A 15,614-nucleotide genomic window follows, 5' to 3' on the forward strand; every position below is an offset into this window, starting at 1 on the left:
TCGGAGCCCCCATGTCCTGGAACAATCGCGTGGTCTGGTCGGAAGGCATGTTCATTGGAACGCAGCACTTCCAACAGCATGACCGTTACCTGGAAAACCTCATCGACGCACGCAGCCGCCCGTTGTCGGCCGGCGCCTGGGGGTTTTCCGAATTGCTGATCGACCAGGGCCTGCTGGCCCAGGGCAAGCTGGCGATCATCTCGGCGCGCGGCCTGTTGCCGGACGGTACGCCCTTCAACATTCCCCAGGATGACCTGGCGCCAACCCCACTGAACGTCGATGACAACCTGCGCGATGGCCTGGTGTACCTGGCCTTGCCGCTCAAGCGTGCCGGCGCCCGTGACACCGTGGACGAAGGCGAAGACCTCGGCGCTGCACGTTATGTGAGCCAGGTGTGCGAAGTGCGCGACGACAACGCACCGTTCGAAAACCGCGCACCGGTCGCCCTGGGTTCCCGGGCGCTGCGGCTGTTGACCGAACAGGATGGTATTGGCGACTACGCCGCCATTGGTGTGGTGCGCATCAAGGAAAAACGCGCCGACCGTGCGTTAGTGCTCGACGACGCCTACATCCCGCCGCTGCTGGATGTCATCGCCTCCAAGCCGCTGGCGGCGTTCCGCAGTGAGCTGCTGGGCCTGCTGCATCAACGCGGCGAAGCCCTGGCCGGGCGGGTGGTGGCGTCCGGTGCCGGCGGTGCCTCGGAAATTGCCGATTTCATGCTGTTGCAACTGGTCAACCGCGCCCAGCCGCTGATCCAGCACCTGAGCCAGTTGAGCCCGCTGCACCCCGAGCGTTTCTACAGCGAACTGGTGGGCCTGGCCGGGGAGTTTTCCACGTTCACCGCGTCCGGGCGACGACCGCAACAATACCCGTCTTACCAGCACGATGACCTGGCGCTCAGCTACGCGCCCGTGATGCAGGCCCTGCGTGAAGCCCTGTCGATGCTGATCGACAGCAAGGCGACGCCGATTCCGATTGTCGAGAAAGCCTATGGCATCCACGTGGCGATGCTGTCCGACAAGACCTTGCTCGACAGCGCCAGCTTCATTCTGGTGGTGCGCGCCGACGTGCCGGCCGAAACCCTGCGCAGTCGCTTCGGGCAGCAGAGCAAGGTCGGTTCGGTGGAGCACATCCGCGACCTGGTCAACCTGCAACTGCCGGGCATCGGCCTGCTGCCGTTGCCAGTGGCGCCTCGCCAGCTGCCGTACCACGCCGGCTCCACCTACTACGAGCTCGACCGAGGCAGCGACCACTGGCAGCAGTTGAGCAACTCCGGCGGCTTTGCATTCCATGTCGCCGGCCAGTTCCCAGGGCTGAACCTGGCCTTCTGGGCGATCCGAGGATAAACCGCGATGAGTAACGACGATCGTACCCAGTTCATGCCGACGCCCGGTGGCCGTGGTGGAGATCCTTTTCGCCCGGACGCTGGTCGGCCACAGCCGACGCCTGCGCCTGCACCGCTGTCGATGCCGGCCGCACCGGTGCTGACTGGCAAGGCCGAGGGGCTTAACCCGTTGGAACGCGCCGCCGGCCCGCTGCTGGCCCTGCTGACGCGTCTGCGCAATACCATTGCCCACCCGGCGCCGGCCAGTTTGCGCGCGCAACTGCTGGCCTACCTGCGCCAGTTCGAAGAGCGCGCCGAGGCCGCCGGCGTGGTGCGCAACGATGTGTTGCTGGCCCGCTACGCCTTGTGCACCGCGTTGGATGAAGCGGTGCTGAGCACGCCGTGGGGCGGCACCAGTGACTGGGGCAAACAAAGCCTGTTGATCACCGTGCACAACGAAGCCTGGGGCGGCGAGAAGGTGTTCCAGTTGCTGGAGCATTGCCTGCAAAGCCCGCGCGAGCGCCTGTATCTGCTGGAGCTTCTGTATCTGTGCATGTGCCTGGGTTTCGAGGGGCGCTACCGGGTGATGAACGACGGTCGCAGCCAACTGGAAGCGTTGCGTGAGCGCACCGCCGCCGTCATCCGCAGTGCGCGTGGCGACTACGAGCGCGAGCTGTCGCCGCACTGGCGCGGTGTCACCGTGGCCCGTGATCGACTGGCGCAATTCATGCCGCCGTGGATCGCCGTGGCCATCGGTGCAGCCCTGTTGCTGGCGCTGCTGTTCGGCCTGCGCATGAAGCTGGCGTCCGATGCCGAACCGGTGTTCAAGAACATTCATTTTTTGGGCGAAATACCGGTGCAGACCATCGATCGCCCTGTGTTGCAGCCGAAAGTGGTCGAGCGTCCACGGCTGGCCGGTTTCCTTGCCGATGAAATCCGAGCCAACCGGATTGCCGTGGAAGACGCCGTCGACCGTTCGGTGGTGACCATCCGTGGCGATGAACTGTTCGCCTCGGCCAGCGCCAGCATCAATGACGATTTCCAGCCGCTGATGCTGCGCATCGCCGATGCGGTGCGCAAGGTCAAGGGCCAGGTCCTGGTGACCGGGCACAGCGACAATCGCCCGATCGCCACCCTCAGGTTCCCGTCCAACTGGGCGTTGTCCGAAGCACGGGCCCAATCGGTGCTGCACATTCTTTCGGCCAAGACCGGTCAGTCCGAGCGCTTCAGCGCCGAAGGCCGCAGCGACACCGAGCCGTTGGCGTCCAACGCCACCGCAGAAGGACGTGCGCGCAATCGGCGGGTTGAAATCACAGTATTGGCGGAGGGGGTCGAGTGAAGGCGTTTTTCAGTTTTATGACCCGCTGGGTCATCCCATTGCTGGGGCTGATCGCCCTGAGCCTGATCATCTGGTTCGTTGGTCCGTTGCTCGATTGGCTGGTGCCCGAAGGCCGGCGCTGGGCCTTGATCATCCTGGTGTTCGCGGTATGGATCGCCTACCGGGTGTTTCGCATCATCCAGGCGCGCCGTCAGGCCGCCGAAGTGATGCGCAGCCTGGCCGCGCAAACCCCGCCGGACCCGACCAGCATCGCCACCGCCGAGGAGCTCGAAACCCTGCGCCAGCGCATGGACGAAGCCTTGGCGCTGCTCAAGAAAGCCAAGCTGGGCGGTGACGAGCGCCGTAACCTCTACGAGCTGCCGTGGTACGTGATCATCGGCCCACCGGGTTCGGGCAAGACCACCGCGCTGGTCAACTCCGGGCTGCATTTCCCATTGGCCGCGCAACTGGGCGCCGGTGCGGTACGTGGCGTGGGTGGCACGCGCAATTGTGATTGGTGGTTCACCGACCAGGCGGTCTTGCTCGACACCGCCGGCCGCTACACCACCCAGGACAGTGACGCGACCATCGACAAGGCGGCATGGCTGGGTTTCCTGGGCCTGTTGAAAAAACAACGGGCGCGGCGCCCGATTGACGGGGCGTTCATTGCCATCAGCCTGTCTGACCTGCTGCTGGGCAGCGACGCCGAGCGCGCCGCCCATGCCGCGGCGATTCGCTTGCGGATCCAGGAGCTGTACACCCAACTGGGCGTGCGCTTCCCGATCTACCTGATGCTGACCAAGCTCGATCTGGTGCCTGGGTTCATGGAGTATTTCGATACCCTGAGCAAGGAAGAGCGCGCCCAGGTCTGGGGCATGACCTTCGCCCTGGACGATGGCAAGAGCAACGACAGCCCGTTGGCGCATCTGCAAAGTGAATTCACCGGCCTTGAGCAGCGTCTCAACGACCGTTTGGTGGAACGCCTGCAACAAGAGCGCGACCCGGCGCGGCGCGATCTGATCTACGGTTTCGCGCAGCAGTTCGGCGCCTTGAAAGATTGCCTGCAAAGCTTCCTCGAAGGCGTGTTCAAACCCAACGCCTTTGAAGAGCGTGTGTTGCTGCGCGGGGTGTATTTCACCAGTGGCACCCAGGAAGGCAGCCCGATCGATCGCCTGATCGGCTCCATGGCCCAGAGCATGAACCTGGACCGTCAGCACCTGGCGCGCCAGACCGACACCGGGCGCAGCTACTTCATCGAAAAACTCTTCACCGCCGTGGCCTTCGCCGAGCGCGGGCTGGTGGGCGTCGATCCGAAAGTCGAGCGACGGCGCAAGTGGATCGCTCGCGGTGTACTGGCCTCCACCGTGGTGTTGGTGCTGGTGGTCAGCTCGTTGTGGTGGGTCAGCTACCGCGCCAACCAGGCCTACATTGCCCAGGTCGACCAGAAGGTCGCGCCGTTGGGCCAGACTGTGCAGAACCTCAGCCCGGCGCAACGTGAGGTCCTTGCCGTGTTGCCGTTGCTCAACGCCGTGAAACACTTGGCTGACGACGCCCCGAGCTGGGCCGAAGGCCTGGGCTTGTACCAGGGCGACATGCTTGAAGCCGAGTCCCGCAGCGTCTACCGTAAGCTGCTGATCGCGGTGTTCGCGCCACGTCTGCTGACGCGCATCGAAGAGCAACTGCACAGCGGCGGCACTTCGGATTTCCTCTACGAAGGCTTGAAGGCTTACCTGATGCTCGCTGACTCCGAGCACTCCGATGCCGATTTCATCAAGGCCTGGATCGCCCTGGATTGGGACCGCAGCCTGCCGCGCGATTTGCCGGCCGAGCAGCGTCAGGCCCTGACCGCGCATTTGCAGGCGCTGTTCGAACGGCGTCCGCCCGTCGCGCGCCTCGACCCACGCCTGATCGAAGACCTGCGTCGCCAGTTGCAGCAGTTGCCGGTGGCCCAGCGGGTCTATGATCGGATCAAGCGCCAGAAACTGCCCGAAGGCATCCCGGACTTCCGCATCAACGAAGCCGCCGGGCGTGACGCGGCGCTGGTGTTCAGCCGCAAGAGCGGCAAACCGTTGGGCGAGCCGTTGAGTGGGTTCTTCACCGTCAAGGGCTACCGCCAGGGCTTCTTGCTCGCCAGCCTGAGCCAGACCGGCACCCTGGCCGAAGAACAATGGGTGCTGGGCCGCGAAGAGGCCGATCAGCAGAACGTCGCCAGCCTGGCCGCCGATGTGCGTCGCCTGTACTTCCAGGACTACCTGCGCCAATGGGACGCCTTGCTGGCCGACATCGACTTCGTGCCGATCACCAGCGTGGCCCAGGCCGCCGATGTGCTGCGGGTGATTTCTGGGCCGACCTCGCCGTTGAAAAAACTGCTGGTGGCGGTGGCGAAGGAAACCGACCTGCAACAGGATGAGCGCCGGTTGGCCGCCCAAGGTGCACCGGTAGAAGGCGGTGTGGACAAACTCAAGGAGCGCCTGGGCAACTTGCTCGGCCAGGAGCAGGCGACGCAAAACGTGCCGGCGGCGAGCGATGATCCGATCACCGCGCACTTTGCCGCGCTCAACAGCATCGTCAGCAAAAACGAAGGCGAGCCGGCGGCCATCGACGGCTTGCTGGCGGACATGAACGCTCTGTACGTGCAGGTCAGCGCCATGGTCGGTGCCAGCGGCGACGCCTTGCTCGGCGAAGCCAAGAACCAGGCCGCGGCCGCCGCTACGCGCGTCAGCCTCAACGCTGAACGCCAGCCACCGCTGGTGCAGGGGCTGGTCAAGTCGGTGGTCAACTCCACCACCAACAGCATGATGGGCGGGGTGCGCAACCAACTGAACGCCGCCTGGACCAGCGAAGTGGTGAACATCTATCGCCAGTCCCTGGCCGGGCGCTATCCGATGTCGCGAGGCAGTGCGCGGGACGCCACCCTGGATGACTTCGGCCAGTTCTTCGGCGTCGGCGGGGTGATGGACAACTACTTCCGCAAGTACTTGCAACCCTACGTCGACACCTCGACCCCGACCTGGCGCTGGCAGCCGGGCGCGGCGCAGAAGCTCGGCATCGCCCCTGGCGTGCTGCAGACCTTCCAGCGCGCGGCGACCATCCGCGATGCGTTCTTCCGTTCCGGCGGCACGCAGCCGATGGTGCGTTTCGAGCTCAAACCGGTGGCGATGGACTCGACCATCACCCAGTTCCTGCTTGACCTCGACGGCCAGCAACTGAGCTACGACCACGGCCCAAGCCGCCCGACCGCCATGCAATGGCCGAACCCGGGCAGCATCGGCGTGGTGCGGATCTCGATCATGCCGCCGTCGTCCAGCGGTCGCTCCGGCATCACTCTGGATGGACCGTGGGCCTGGTTCCGGCTGTTGGAGCAATCGGACCTGACCGCCGGCAACTCGCCGGACCGCTTCAACCTGCGGCTGCGGGTCGATGGCGCCAGCGCCTCTTACGAGTTGCGGGCCGGCAGCGCCTTCAACCCGTTCAAGAGCCGGGTGCTCACTGGCTTCAGCCTGCCGGAGCGGCTATGAGTACGCCGGGCTTCTATGGAAAGTTGGCCAGTCGCGGAGATTTCGTCAGCCGTGGCTTGCCCCAGAGTTTTATCGGCCCGTGGGATTCGTGGTTGGCGGCGGGTTTGCTCGCCAGCCAGACCAACCTTGGCGAGCGTTGGCTGGACGCTTATCTGGTCAGCCCGCTGTGGCGCTTCATGGTCGCGCCGGGTGTGTGTGGCCCGGACGCCGCGGTCGGGGTGGTGATGCCGAGCATCGACCGGGTCGGCCGCTATTTCCCGCTGACCGTCGCGATGCTGCTGGAGCCCGACGCGGACCCGGCGTCCGTGGTGGGCGGTGCGGACGAGTGGTTTGAGCGGGTCGAAAACCTGTTGCTAAGCACGTTGAGTGTGGAGGCCAGTTTCGAGGCGTTCAGCGCGGAGCTGGAAACCTTGGGCTGCCCGATGTTCCTGCCGCGCACGCCGAGCAGTCGCTTTGCCAGCCTGCATCGCTTCGATGCCACCGACCAGCAGCGGCGCATGAGCGCCCTCGCCGAGGCGGCCTGCGAAGGCGCGAGCCTGTGGTGGGGTCAGGGATCGGAACGCATTGCCCCGGGTTTGATGCGCTGCCAGGGACTGCCGGCGGCGGCTGATTTTGCGCAATTTTTGCTCGGCCAAGAAGGTGTTGTGTAGATGCGTCCAAGTGCCGGAAAAGCAATCAAGTCTGCAAGCAAGAGCCATGTCGGGATGGTCCGTCAGGTCAACGAAGACGCCTGCCTGGACCTGCCGGAAAACGGCCTCTGGGTCGTGGCCGATGGCATGGGCGGGCACGCGGCGGGCGACTACGTCAGCAGCCTGATCGTCGACAGCCTGCGTAGCATTGCCGTCGGGCGCTCGCTGGACGAATACGTCGCGGCGCTGCAAAGCGACCTGTTGCGGGTCAACGCCGCCGTGCGTGAAGAAACCGCCAACCGTGGCGTGACGATGATGGGCAGCACCGTGGTGGTGTTGGCCGCCCGCGACCTGCGCGGCATGTGCCTGTGGGCCGGTGACAGCCGTTTGTATCGCCTGCGCGACGGCGTGCTCGAAGGCATTTCCCGGGACCATAGCTACGTCCAGGATTTGCAGGACAGCGGCCTGCTCAGCGAAGCCGAGGCGCGGGTGCATCCGCGGGCCAACATCGTCACCCGGGCCATTGGCGTCGAGGCGCAACTGAACCTGGCGCTGACTGAGCTGCTGCTGGTGCCTGGCGACAGTTACCTGTTGTGCAGCGACGGGCTGACCAAGACCGTCGAGGACGATGAAATCCGCGAAGTGCTGAATCACGACGAGCCCGGCGAAATCGCCAGCAGCCTGGTGTCCCTGGGGCTGATGCGTGGCGCGCCGGACAACATCACCGTGGTGGTCGTGAAGGTGCCGTCATGAGCTTGACCCTGAACATTGTCATCCCCGGCTATGACATCGAAGGGCCTATCGGTGAAGGCGCGATGGCCAGCGTGTACCTGGCGACCCAGCGTTCGCTGGAACGCAAGGTGGCGTTGAAAGTGATGGCGGCAGCCCTGGCCGCCGACCCGACCTTCTGCGAGCGCTTCCTGCGAGAAGGCAAGACCCTGGCGCGTCTGTCGCACCCGCACACCGTCACCATCCATGACATCGGCAATGTCGGTGAGCTGTATTACATGGCGATGGAGTACTTGCCCAACGGTACGCTCAAGGAACGCATCGCCGCGGGCCTGACGCCGGAGCAGGGTCTGATCTACATCCGCCAGATCGCCTCGGCTCTGGGTTATGCCCACGGGTTGGGGCTGGTCCACCGTGACGTCAAACCGGCCAACATCCTGTTCCGCGCCGACGGCACGGCGGTGCTCTCGGACTTCGGCATCGCCAAGTCCCTGGACGACCGCACCCAATTCACCCAGGCCGGCTTTGCCGTCGGCACGCCCAGCTACATGAGCCCGGAACAGGCCCGAGGCCAAGACATCGACGGCCGCGCCGACCTGTATGCCCTGGGCGTGGTGCTCTACGAAATCCTTGTTGGCAAGCTGCCGTATACCGGCAACGACGCACTGTCCACGGCCCTGGCGCACCTGACCGAACCGTTGCCGGAATTGCCGGTGCACCACGGCCGTTATCAGGAGGTGTTGCGCAAGCTGCTGGCGAAGGATCCGGCGGAGCGTTTCCCGGACGCGGCGGCGTTGCTGTGGGCGTTGGATAACCTGCCAGACGAGTCGGCGGACGCGACGCTGATCCGGCCGTTGTCGCCGCTACTGCCGCAGACGCCGAAACCGGTGGATGAATTGGCGGGTTTGACGCCCATGTCCATCAACATTCCCAGCGGCCCGGCTGACTCACCCCCGCAGCCACAATCGCAGCCCAAGCCAGCGCCGCCGCCGACAAAACCGACGGCCCAACCCTCGGTGTCGGAGCAACGCAAGGGGCCGGTGTTTGCCCTGGCTGCCGTTGCGGTCGCCGTGGCGCTGGCGTTGGGTGGCGCGAGTTATTGGTGGTTGGCCGGTGATGACGGCAAAGAGGTGAAGAAGCCGGTGGCCACGACGACCTCGGTCAAGCCTTCCGAAGTGCCGCCGGTCAAGCCACCCGTTGCCCCTCCAGTTCAGCCGCCGGGGGCGACCGAGGCCGATGGCGGTCAGCGTCCGCTGTTGATGGCCGGCAAGAAAACCTTGTTCCAGCGTGTGCTCAGCAAGCCGGGGGCGAAACTCGCCGAGGCGCCGGGCGCTGCGCCGGGCAAGGCGCTGCCGGCGTTTTCCGTGTTGTACGTGTATCAGCGCAAGGACATCGACGGCGGTTCGTGGGTGCGGGTCGGCGCGGCTACGGACGGGCGCAGCGACGGTTGGTTGCCCGCCGCCCAGGTCAGCGACTGGAAGCAAAGCCTGGTGCTCAAGTTCACTGAACGTTCTGGCCGCGCGCCAGTGATGTTCCTGCGTCAGCCCGGCGACGTGGAAAAACTCTTGGCTAACCCTTCGGCGGCCAAGAACGTGTTGCTCAAGGCGCAGAAAAACCCACAAGAAGACCAGCAAGTGCTGGCCTTGGAACCGGCCGCCAGCGCCGTGCCGCAAAACCAGTTCTACCTGTTGCCGATCTTCGATTCCCGCGAGAGCCTCGATGAAAACGGCCAACTGGTGCAGTTGCTGAACGTGGCGTCCATCGACCCGGGCAACACCCCCAGGGCGACGACCAATACGCCGATCACCACCGCCAACGCCGACGCGTTCCGCACCGCCGTGGTGCTGGTGGTGGACACCACCGTGTCGATGCAGCCCTACATCGACCAGGTGCGCGATGTGGTCCACGAGCTGCAAACCCGCATCGCCGAGCGCGGCGAGTTGGACAGCGTCAGCTTCGCCATGGTGGGTTTTCGCAGCAGCATCAAGAAAACCCCGGGCCTGGAATACGTCGCCAAGACCTTGATCACTCTGGAGCAGGGCCGCGACCCGCAACGCTTCTTGGACCTGGCGCGGCAGGTCAAGGCATCGACGGTGTCGAGCCATTCGTTCAACGAAGATGCGTTCGCCGGGGTCATGGAAGCTGTCGAAGGCATGGACTGGTCCGGTTACGGCGGACGTTTGATCCTGTTGGTCACCGACGCCGGTGCCCTGCGCAAGAACGATCCATTTGCCGCCACGCAAATGAACGAAGCCGAAGTCCGCCAGGCCGCCCTGGGCAAGCAGATCAAGATCTACGCCCTGCACTTGCTCAGCAACGCCGGCAAGAAAACCCACGCCGGCGCCCAGAGCCAATACCGCATCCTGACGGCCGACGCCAACCCGCAGATCGGTGATCTGTACATTCCGGTGCCGGGCGCTGACGTGCGCAAGTTCGGCGAGCGCGTCGATGAGATCGGTTCGGTGTTCGCCGACCTGGTCCATCAGGTGCGCAGCAACAAGGCGCAAAGCGTGCCGCTGCTCAGCGCGGCGCCGAGCCTGGCCGACAAGTCGGCCGCGGTTGGCTACGCGATGCACATGGACTTTTTGGGGCGTAAATCCGCCAGTCAGGCGCCGCAACTGGTCAGCGCCTGGACCGCCGACCGCGACCTGACCAACCCGGCGTTGCCGGCGTTCCAGGTCTGCGTGATGCTGACCAAGCTGCAACTCAACGACCTGCAACAGTCGCTCAAGTTGATCGTCGACGCGGCCCGCAAGACCCAGAGTTCGCCCAAGGATTTCTTCCAGGAAATCGCCAGCGCCAGTGCCTACATGAGCCGCGACCCGGCGGCCCTGCGCAAGGGCGGCAACCTGGCCGACGGCGGGATTCTCGGCGAGTACCTCCAAGGGCTGCCGTACCGCAGCAAGTCGTTGAACATGACCCAGGACTTGTGGCTGTCCTTGAGCGTGGCCGAGCAGGAAGACTTCATCGACGAGCTGGATTCGAAAATCCGTCTCTACGAAACCTTCCACAACGACCTCGCCAACTGGGTGCGCTTCGGCGATGCCGAGCCGGGTGATGCCTTGTACCGCGTTCCGTTGTCGACGCTGCCGTGATGCTGACCCTGAACGCCGTGCACAAAAGCCGGGGCACCGGCAGCCAGCGCTACAGCCTGGTGATTCCACGGCTGCACTTACGGGGTGGTGAACAACTGGCGGTGGTCGGTCCCAGCGGCTGTGGCAAGAGCACACTGCTGGACTTGCTGGCGCTGGTATTGGCGCCGGATCAGGCCGGGCAGTTCGACTTCACACCTGCCAACACGCCGTTGGACATCGCCAAACTGTGGCGTGCGTCTCAACAGGGTACCTTGGCCGAGTTGCGCAGCCGTTACCTGGGTTATGTTCTGCAAACCGGCGGCCTGTTGGGCTTCCTGGATGTGCGCGGCAACATCGCGTTGTCGCGCAAATTGCTGGGTTTGAAGGATGACGCAAGCGTGACGCGCCTGGCGGGGCAGTTGGACATTGCCGATCAACTGGACAAGAAGCCGGCGGATTTGTCCGTCGGCCAGCGTCAGCGGGTCAGCTGTGCCCGGGCCTTGGCCCATGGGCCCCGTCTGCTGCTGGCCGATGAACCGACCGCCGCCCTCGACCCGCTAAACGCCGAGCGTGTCATGCAGTTGCTGGTGACCCAGGCGCGCGAGCACGGCGTGTGCTGTGTGGTCGCGACCCACGACGAAGCGCTGGCCCGCGCCAGCGGTTTGCAGGTGCGGCGCATCAGTTGCCGTCGCGATGTCGACGGCGGTGTCACCGCCACCCTTGGGGAGGCTTGCTGATGCGCGGCGCGCTGGTGGCTTCCCTGGCCTGGCAGGATTACCGCAACGATGCGTGGCTGTCGGCCTGCTCGGTGTTGGCTTTGGTGGCCGTGGTGGCACCGCTGCTGGTGCTGTTCGGCCTGAAGTTCGGCCTGGTCAGTAGCCTCACTGAACGCTTGCAGAACGACCCGGCCACCCGGGAGATCATTCCCTTGGGCGGCGGTCGGTTCAGTGCCGAGTTCGTCGAACAATTGAGCCTGCGCAGCGGCGTGGCCTTTGCTTTGCCGCGCACCCGGCAAATCGCCGCCACGGCGGATTTGAGCAGCGATGCTTCGACCGTCACGGTCGAGATGATCCCCACCGCGGCCAACGATCCCTTGTTCGATCATTTGCCGGTGCCCCAAGGCTTGGATCAAGTGGTGCTCAGCCAGACCGCCGCTGAAAAGCTCGGCGCCAAGGCCGGCGATTGGTTGCAGGCCAGTTTCGGCCGGCAGGTGGCCGGTCGCAGCGAGGCGCAGCGCACGCGCGTGCAGGTGCTGCACGTGCTGCCATTGGAAGCCTTCGCCCGGGACGGCCTGTTTGCGCCGCTGGCGTTGCTGGAGGCGGCTGAGGATTACCGTGACGGCCGTGCCGTGCCCGCGTTCGGCTGGCCGGGGGAGGCGGTGGGTGTGAGCGGGCAGCGGGTCTACCCGGCGTTTCGTTTGTATGCTCGCAGCCTCGGCGATGTCGAGCCGCTGCGGCAGTATTTCGTCGGGCAAAACCTGCTGGTATCGACCCAGGCCCAGACCATCGCCCAAGTGCAATCGCTGAGTCGCAATCTGTCGATCGTGTTCTGGATCATCGCCGGGTTGGCGTTGGCCGGGGCGTTCGCGGCGATCTTTGCCGGTGCCTTGGCGGCGGTCGAGCGTAAGCGCCGGGAGCTGTCGGTGTTGCGCCTGCTGGGGGTTTCTACCGCGGCGCTGTTGTTGTTCGTGGTGTTGCAGGCGCTCTACAGCGCCACGTTTGCGGCCCTGCTGAGTGCTGGCCTGTATGGCTTGGCGCAGTCGGGCCTGAATTATTTATTTGCGCAGATGCCTGGCGAATACGCCAGTCATCTGCTGGTGCGTCATTACGCGTTGGCCCTGGTGGCTGTGCTCGGCGTCAGTGCCGTGGCGGCAGCTTGTGGTGGCTGGCGTGTGGCGCGCATCCAAGCGTGTGAAGGAATTCGCGATGTATAAGTTATTGGGCGCCGCCGTGGCGCTGAGCCTGGCCGGTCTGGTCTGGGCCGATGAAGGCACGGACAAGCTGGACAACCCCAAGCCGTTGCCCGACGACGTCAGCCTGCCGCTGCCGTGTGATGGCCACATGGTGTTCCGCTACGTCTACATCCTCGCCCAGGGCACCCTGGATGACCGCGAGGTCAGCCTCGGTTACCCGTTCAGTGAAGGCGAGGCGGGCTATAAACAGTCGTTCATTTCCGGCTACCGGCGCGACTTCATCAACGGCCAGTTCACCCTCAAGGACTTGCCCAAGGATTGGAACAAGACCATCACGCCGTTGATGCCCAAGACCAATGCCAAGACGCCGCTCAAGCCGATGCTGTACTTCATTGGCAAGTACGAGGTCACGGCCCGGCAATACGCTCAGGTCATGGCCCAGGCGCAATCGCTTGCCAGCGGCGAAGCGGCGCCGGCCTGCGAAACCTTGCAAGCCGATTTGCCCCAGGGCGTGGTCGGGCGTTTGCCCAAGGTGAAACTGTCGAAGTTCGAGGCCGAGCGCTTCTCGGCGGTGTACAGCGCCTGGCTGATGAAATACCACAAGGACTTGCTGCCGGTGAGCGGTCGCGGCACTTCCGCCGAAGACGGCGGGCTGGGTTTCGTGCGCTTGCCGACGGAAGTCGAATGGGAATTCGCCGCCCGAGGCGGGCAGGCCGTGAGCCGTCAGGACTTGGAAGGGCGGCTGTTCCCAAGGCGCCTGGAAGGCAGTGAAAGCGACGGGCCGCTGGCCGATTGGGCGGTGTTCAACCAAGTCGCCGGCGGCACTGGCCAGGCGGCGCGGTTGATGCCCATCGGCACCAAGCTGCCGAACCCCATTGGCCTGTTCGACGTGGTCGGCAACGCCGCCGAGATGGTCCAGGAATCCTTCCAGTTGGTGCACGCTGGTCGCCGCCAGGGCGCCTATGGTGGCTTCGTGGTCAAGGGCGGCAACTACCTGGAAGGCGAGGGCACACTGTTCACCGGCATGCGCCGCGAATACCCGCTGTTCGCCGCCGACGGCACCGAGCAAAGCAACGAAGCCACCGGTTTTCGCGTGGCCATTGGTGCGTTGTTGGCGCCGCGTTCGCGCTACAAGGAATTGTTTGTCCAGTGGCAGAAAGAAGGTCGGCTCGCGTCGCTGACCGATGCGATCGACGAAGCCGAAGACCCGACCAAGCGCCTGGACAGCATCATCGCCGCCAGCATCGACCCGCGCCTGCAAGCCGAGCTGGGGCTGGTCAACGAAGAGCTCAAGCGTAACGTCTCGCTCATCGCCCAGCAGCGTGAGGAAGCGGCGGGCAACCTGATCCAGTCGTCGGCCCTGGTGGCTGAGACGATCAACAACTACAACATTCGCCTGACCAATCTGCAGAACAGTCGGCAAGCCGCCCTGGATGCCAAGGACGCGGCCAGCGCCCAGCTGTTCGCCACGGCCATCAACAACGGTCGCAGTGCGCTCGATGGCGCGGTGGCGATTTATATCGACAACTTGGCGACCGGCACGCGCTACACCGATGCCGTGATCCAGGCGCAGTTCCAGCGCATCAAGGAAGAGCTTGAGCGCAAACCGGTACTGGGCAAGAGCCTGGTGGCGCGTGCAACGTTATTCGTTCGTCATGTCGGGGGCTATCGTCAGCAAAAACGAGCCGACCCGGCGGCGATATTGAAGGAGCTGCTCGCATCGAACGCTCAGCGGTCTTGAGCGTTCGTTGTCAGCGAGCTTGGAAGGGGCCCAGGCGGCGATAGCGCCGCGCTGAGCTGGTCAACACTTAAAACGAGAACACAACTATGCTTTTCTCCCGTAAACCTTTTGCTTCGGTTTCCAAGCGTCACCTGCTGATGGTCGCTGTCGGCTTCAGCACCGTACTGACTGGTTGCGCCACGTCGCCGACCTCCAAGGTCGCCTCGAGCACCAAGGTCGAGTACTACCCGAACTGCTACGAGCCGGTGCAGCATCTGCGCGCCACCGAAGGCGACATGACCAAGTCCGTGGTCACCGGCGCGGCCGTCGGTGCCGTCGGCGGTGCACTGCTGGGCGCCCTGACCGCCGATAAGGAAGACCGTGGCCGCAACGCCGCCATTGGTGCCGCGGGCGGCGCCCTGGCCGGTGGTGCCGCCGGTTACTACACCGAGCGTCAGAAGCAGATCGCCGATGACAATCAGCGCATCGCGTCCTACGCCACCGACGTCAACAAAAGCGTCTCCGACATCGATCGCAGCACCGCCTACGCCAAGACCTCGCAGCAGTGCTACCAGAACGCGTTCAGCAAACTGGTTGCCGACCGTAAGGCCAAGACCGTCAACGACACTGAAGGCCGCAAGCGCCTGGCAGAAATCGTCTCCGGCCTGAAAGAGTCGAACGACCTGATTGTCGTGGTCAATGGCAAAGCGTCCGAGGACCTGAACAACTACACCCAGGCTTACGAGAAAGATCTGCAGCAAGTGGGTGTGCAGCGTAATGACGTGGTGATCGTGGCCACCGCCGATACCAAGCCGGTTGTGGCGCCGTCCAAGACCAAGACCAAGACCAAGACTAAGAAAGCCACGAAGCCGGCGAAAAAACCGGTGCTGCCAACCGTGCCGAAAGAAGCGGTGACCACCGAGAAAACCCTGCAGACCGCCAAGGCCAAGCAGGATGAAAGCAGGCAGGTTGCCAGCGCCGGCACCAGCCAGGTCAACAGCATGTGCAAAAACCCGGACCTGGGCGACTGGGCACCGGTGCCTTGCCCGAATGTTTGATTGAGCGATGTTGTTGATCATTCCCTTGCACCCGCTTGGGAATGATCAACAATAAAACGGTGGAAAAGCTTGCTCGTGACAGCGTTGGTTCAGGCATCGATGTTGACTGCAACCCCACGATGGTGCGCGGGCAAGTCCGCAATGTAGTGCAAAGCTTCTTGGCGATTTGGCCGTTGCTGGTCGCGTGTATGTCGAAGGATTTTTCGGCTTGCATAAACCCTGCAGACAATCGCCATGACGCGGGTTCAACGTCCTTCTTGTAGCCCACAAAGTCCTTTGGCTACCCCTCGCGGATCTCTCTCCCATTCTGGAAACCTGTGCTAACGGCGCTC

10 protein-coding genes are annotated in these 15,614 nt (G+C 64.3%); all 10 read left to right on the top strand.

Features of this window, described 5'->3' with window-relative positions; all coding sequences use genetic code 11:
• The first annotated feature begins 11 nt into the window (after positions 1–11).
• On the top strand, positions 12–1,346 hold the full coding sequence (gene tssK / locus AACY31_RS07910; protein ID WP_339479693.1) for a type VI secretion system baseplate subunit TssK: 1,335 nt from the start codon (positions 12–14) through the stop codon (positions 1,344–1,346).
• Positions 1,347–1,352: 6 nt separating this feature from the next.
• On the top strand, positions 1,353–2,663 hold the full coding sequence (locus AACY31_RS07915) for a DotU family type VI secretion system protein (RefSeq protein ID WP_339479691.1): 1,311 nt from the start codon (positions 1,353–1,355) through the stop codon (positions 2,661–2,663).
• Positions 2,660–6,160 (top strand): type VI secretion system membrane subunit TssM, encoded by a 3,501-nt coding sequence (gene tssM / locus AACY31_RS07920; RefSeq protein ID WP_339504303.1) that lies wholly within the window; start codon positions 2,660–2,662, stop codon positions 6,158–6,160. The genes AACY31_RS07915 and tssM overlap by 4 nt, the downstream gene beginning before the upstream one ends.
• Entirely contained in the window at positions 6,157–6,810 is a 654-nt protein-coding gene (tagF, locus tag AACY31_RS07925) for a type VI secretion system-associated protein TagF (RefSeq protein ID WP_339504304.1), read from the top strand. The genes tssM and tagF overlap by 4 nt, the downstream gene beginning before the upstream one ends.
• Positions 6,811–7,542, top strand: coding sequence for a PP2C family protein-serine/threonine phosphatase (locus AACY31_RS07930; RefSeq protein ID WP_339479685.1), 732 nt, complete (start codon positions 6,811–6,813; stop codon positions 7,540–7,542). It abuts the gene before it with no gap.
• Positions 7,539–10,613 (top strand): serine/threonine-protein kinase, encoded by a 3,075-nt coding sequence (locus tag AACY31_RS07935; RefSeq protein WP_339493034.1) that lies wholly within the window; start codon positions 7,539–7,541, stop codon positions 10,611–10,613. The genes AACY31_RS07930 and AACY31_RS07935 overlap by 4 nt, the downstream gene beginning before the upstream one ends.
• Positions 10,613–11,329: an ABC transporter ATP-binding protein gene (locus AACY31_RS07940; RefSeq protein WP_339479725.1), complete on the top strand. Its 717-nt coding sequence runs from the start codon at positions 10,613–10,615 to the stop codon at positions 11,327–11,329. The genes AACY31_RS07935 and AACY31_RS07940 overlap by 1 nt, the downstream gene beginning before the upstream one ends.
• Entirely contained in the window at positions 11,329–12,525 is a 1,197-nt protein-coding gene (locus tag AACY31_RS07945; protein WP_339479682.1) for an ABC transporter permease, read from the top strand. The genes AACY31_RS07940 and AACY31_RS07945 overlap by 1 nt, the downstream gene beginning before the upstream one ends.
• Positions 12,518–14,245 carry a formylglycine-generating enzyme family protein gene (locus AACY31_RS07950; protein ID WP_339479680.1) on the top strand — a complete coding sequence of 576 codons (1,728 nt, stop codon included), beginning with the start codon at positions 12,518–12,520 and terminating at the stop codon, positions 14,243–14,245. The genes AACY31_RS07945 and AACY31_RS07950 overlap by 8 nt, the downstream gene beginning before the upstream one ends.
• 86 nt (positions 14,246–14,331) lie before the next feature.
• Positions 14,332–15,282, top strand: a complete 951-nt coding sequence (gene tagQ, locus AACY31_RS07955) for a type VI secretion system-associated lipoprotein TagQ (protein ID WP_339504306.1) — start codon at positions 14,332–14,334, stop codon at positions 15,280–15,282.
• Positions 15,283–15,614: the final 332 nt, after the last annotated feature.

Source organism: Pseudomonas sp. RL_105y_Pfl2_101 (assembly GCF_963970585.1).
GTDB lineage: Bacteria > Pseudomonadota > Gammaproteobacteria > Pseudomonadales > Pseudomonadaceae > Aquipseudomonas.

What these genes read in the sequence shown, in the direction of transcription:
- AACY31_RS07935 (WP_339493034.1), top strand. Translation starts at nt 7,539, where the DNA reads ATGAGCTTGACCCTGAACATTGTCATCCCCGGCTATGACATCGAAGGG.
- AACY31_RS07915 (WP_339479691.1), top strand. Translation starts at nt 1,353, where the DNA reads ATGAGTAACGACGATCGTACCCAGTTCATGCCGACGCCCGGTGGCCGT.
- AACY31_RS07930 (WP_339479685.1), top strand. Translation starts at nt 6,811, where the DNA reads ATGCGTCCAAGTGCCGGAAAAGCAATCAAGTCTGCAAGCAAGAGCCAT.
- tagF (WP_339504304.1), top strand. Translation starts at nt 6,157, where the DNA reads ATGAGTACGCCGGGCTTCTATGGAAAGTTGGCCAGTCGCGGAGATTTC.
- AACY31_RS07945 (WP_339479682.1), top strand. Translation starts at nt 11,329, where the DNA reads ATGCGCGGCGCGCTGGTGGCTTCCCTGGCCTGGCAGGATTACCGCAAC.
- tagQ (WP_339504306.1), top strand. Translation starts at nt 14,332, where the DNA reads ATGCTTTTCTCCCGTAAACCTTTTGCTTCGGTTTCCAAGCGTCACCTG.
- AACY31_RS07950 (WP_339479680.1), top strand. Translation starts at nt 12,518, where the DNA reads ATGTATAAGTTATTGGGCGCCGCCGTGGCGCTGAGCCTGGCCGGTCTG.
- tssK (WP_339479693.1), top strand. Translation starts at nt 12, where the DNA reads ATGTCCTGGAACAATCGCGTGGTCTGGTCGGAAGGCATGTTCATTGGA.
- AACY31_RS07940 (WP_339479725.1), top strand. Translation starts at nt 10,613, where the DNA reads ATGCTGACCCTGAACGCCGTGCACAAAAGCCGGGGCACCGGCAGCCAG.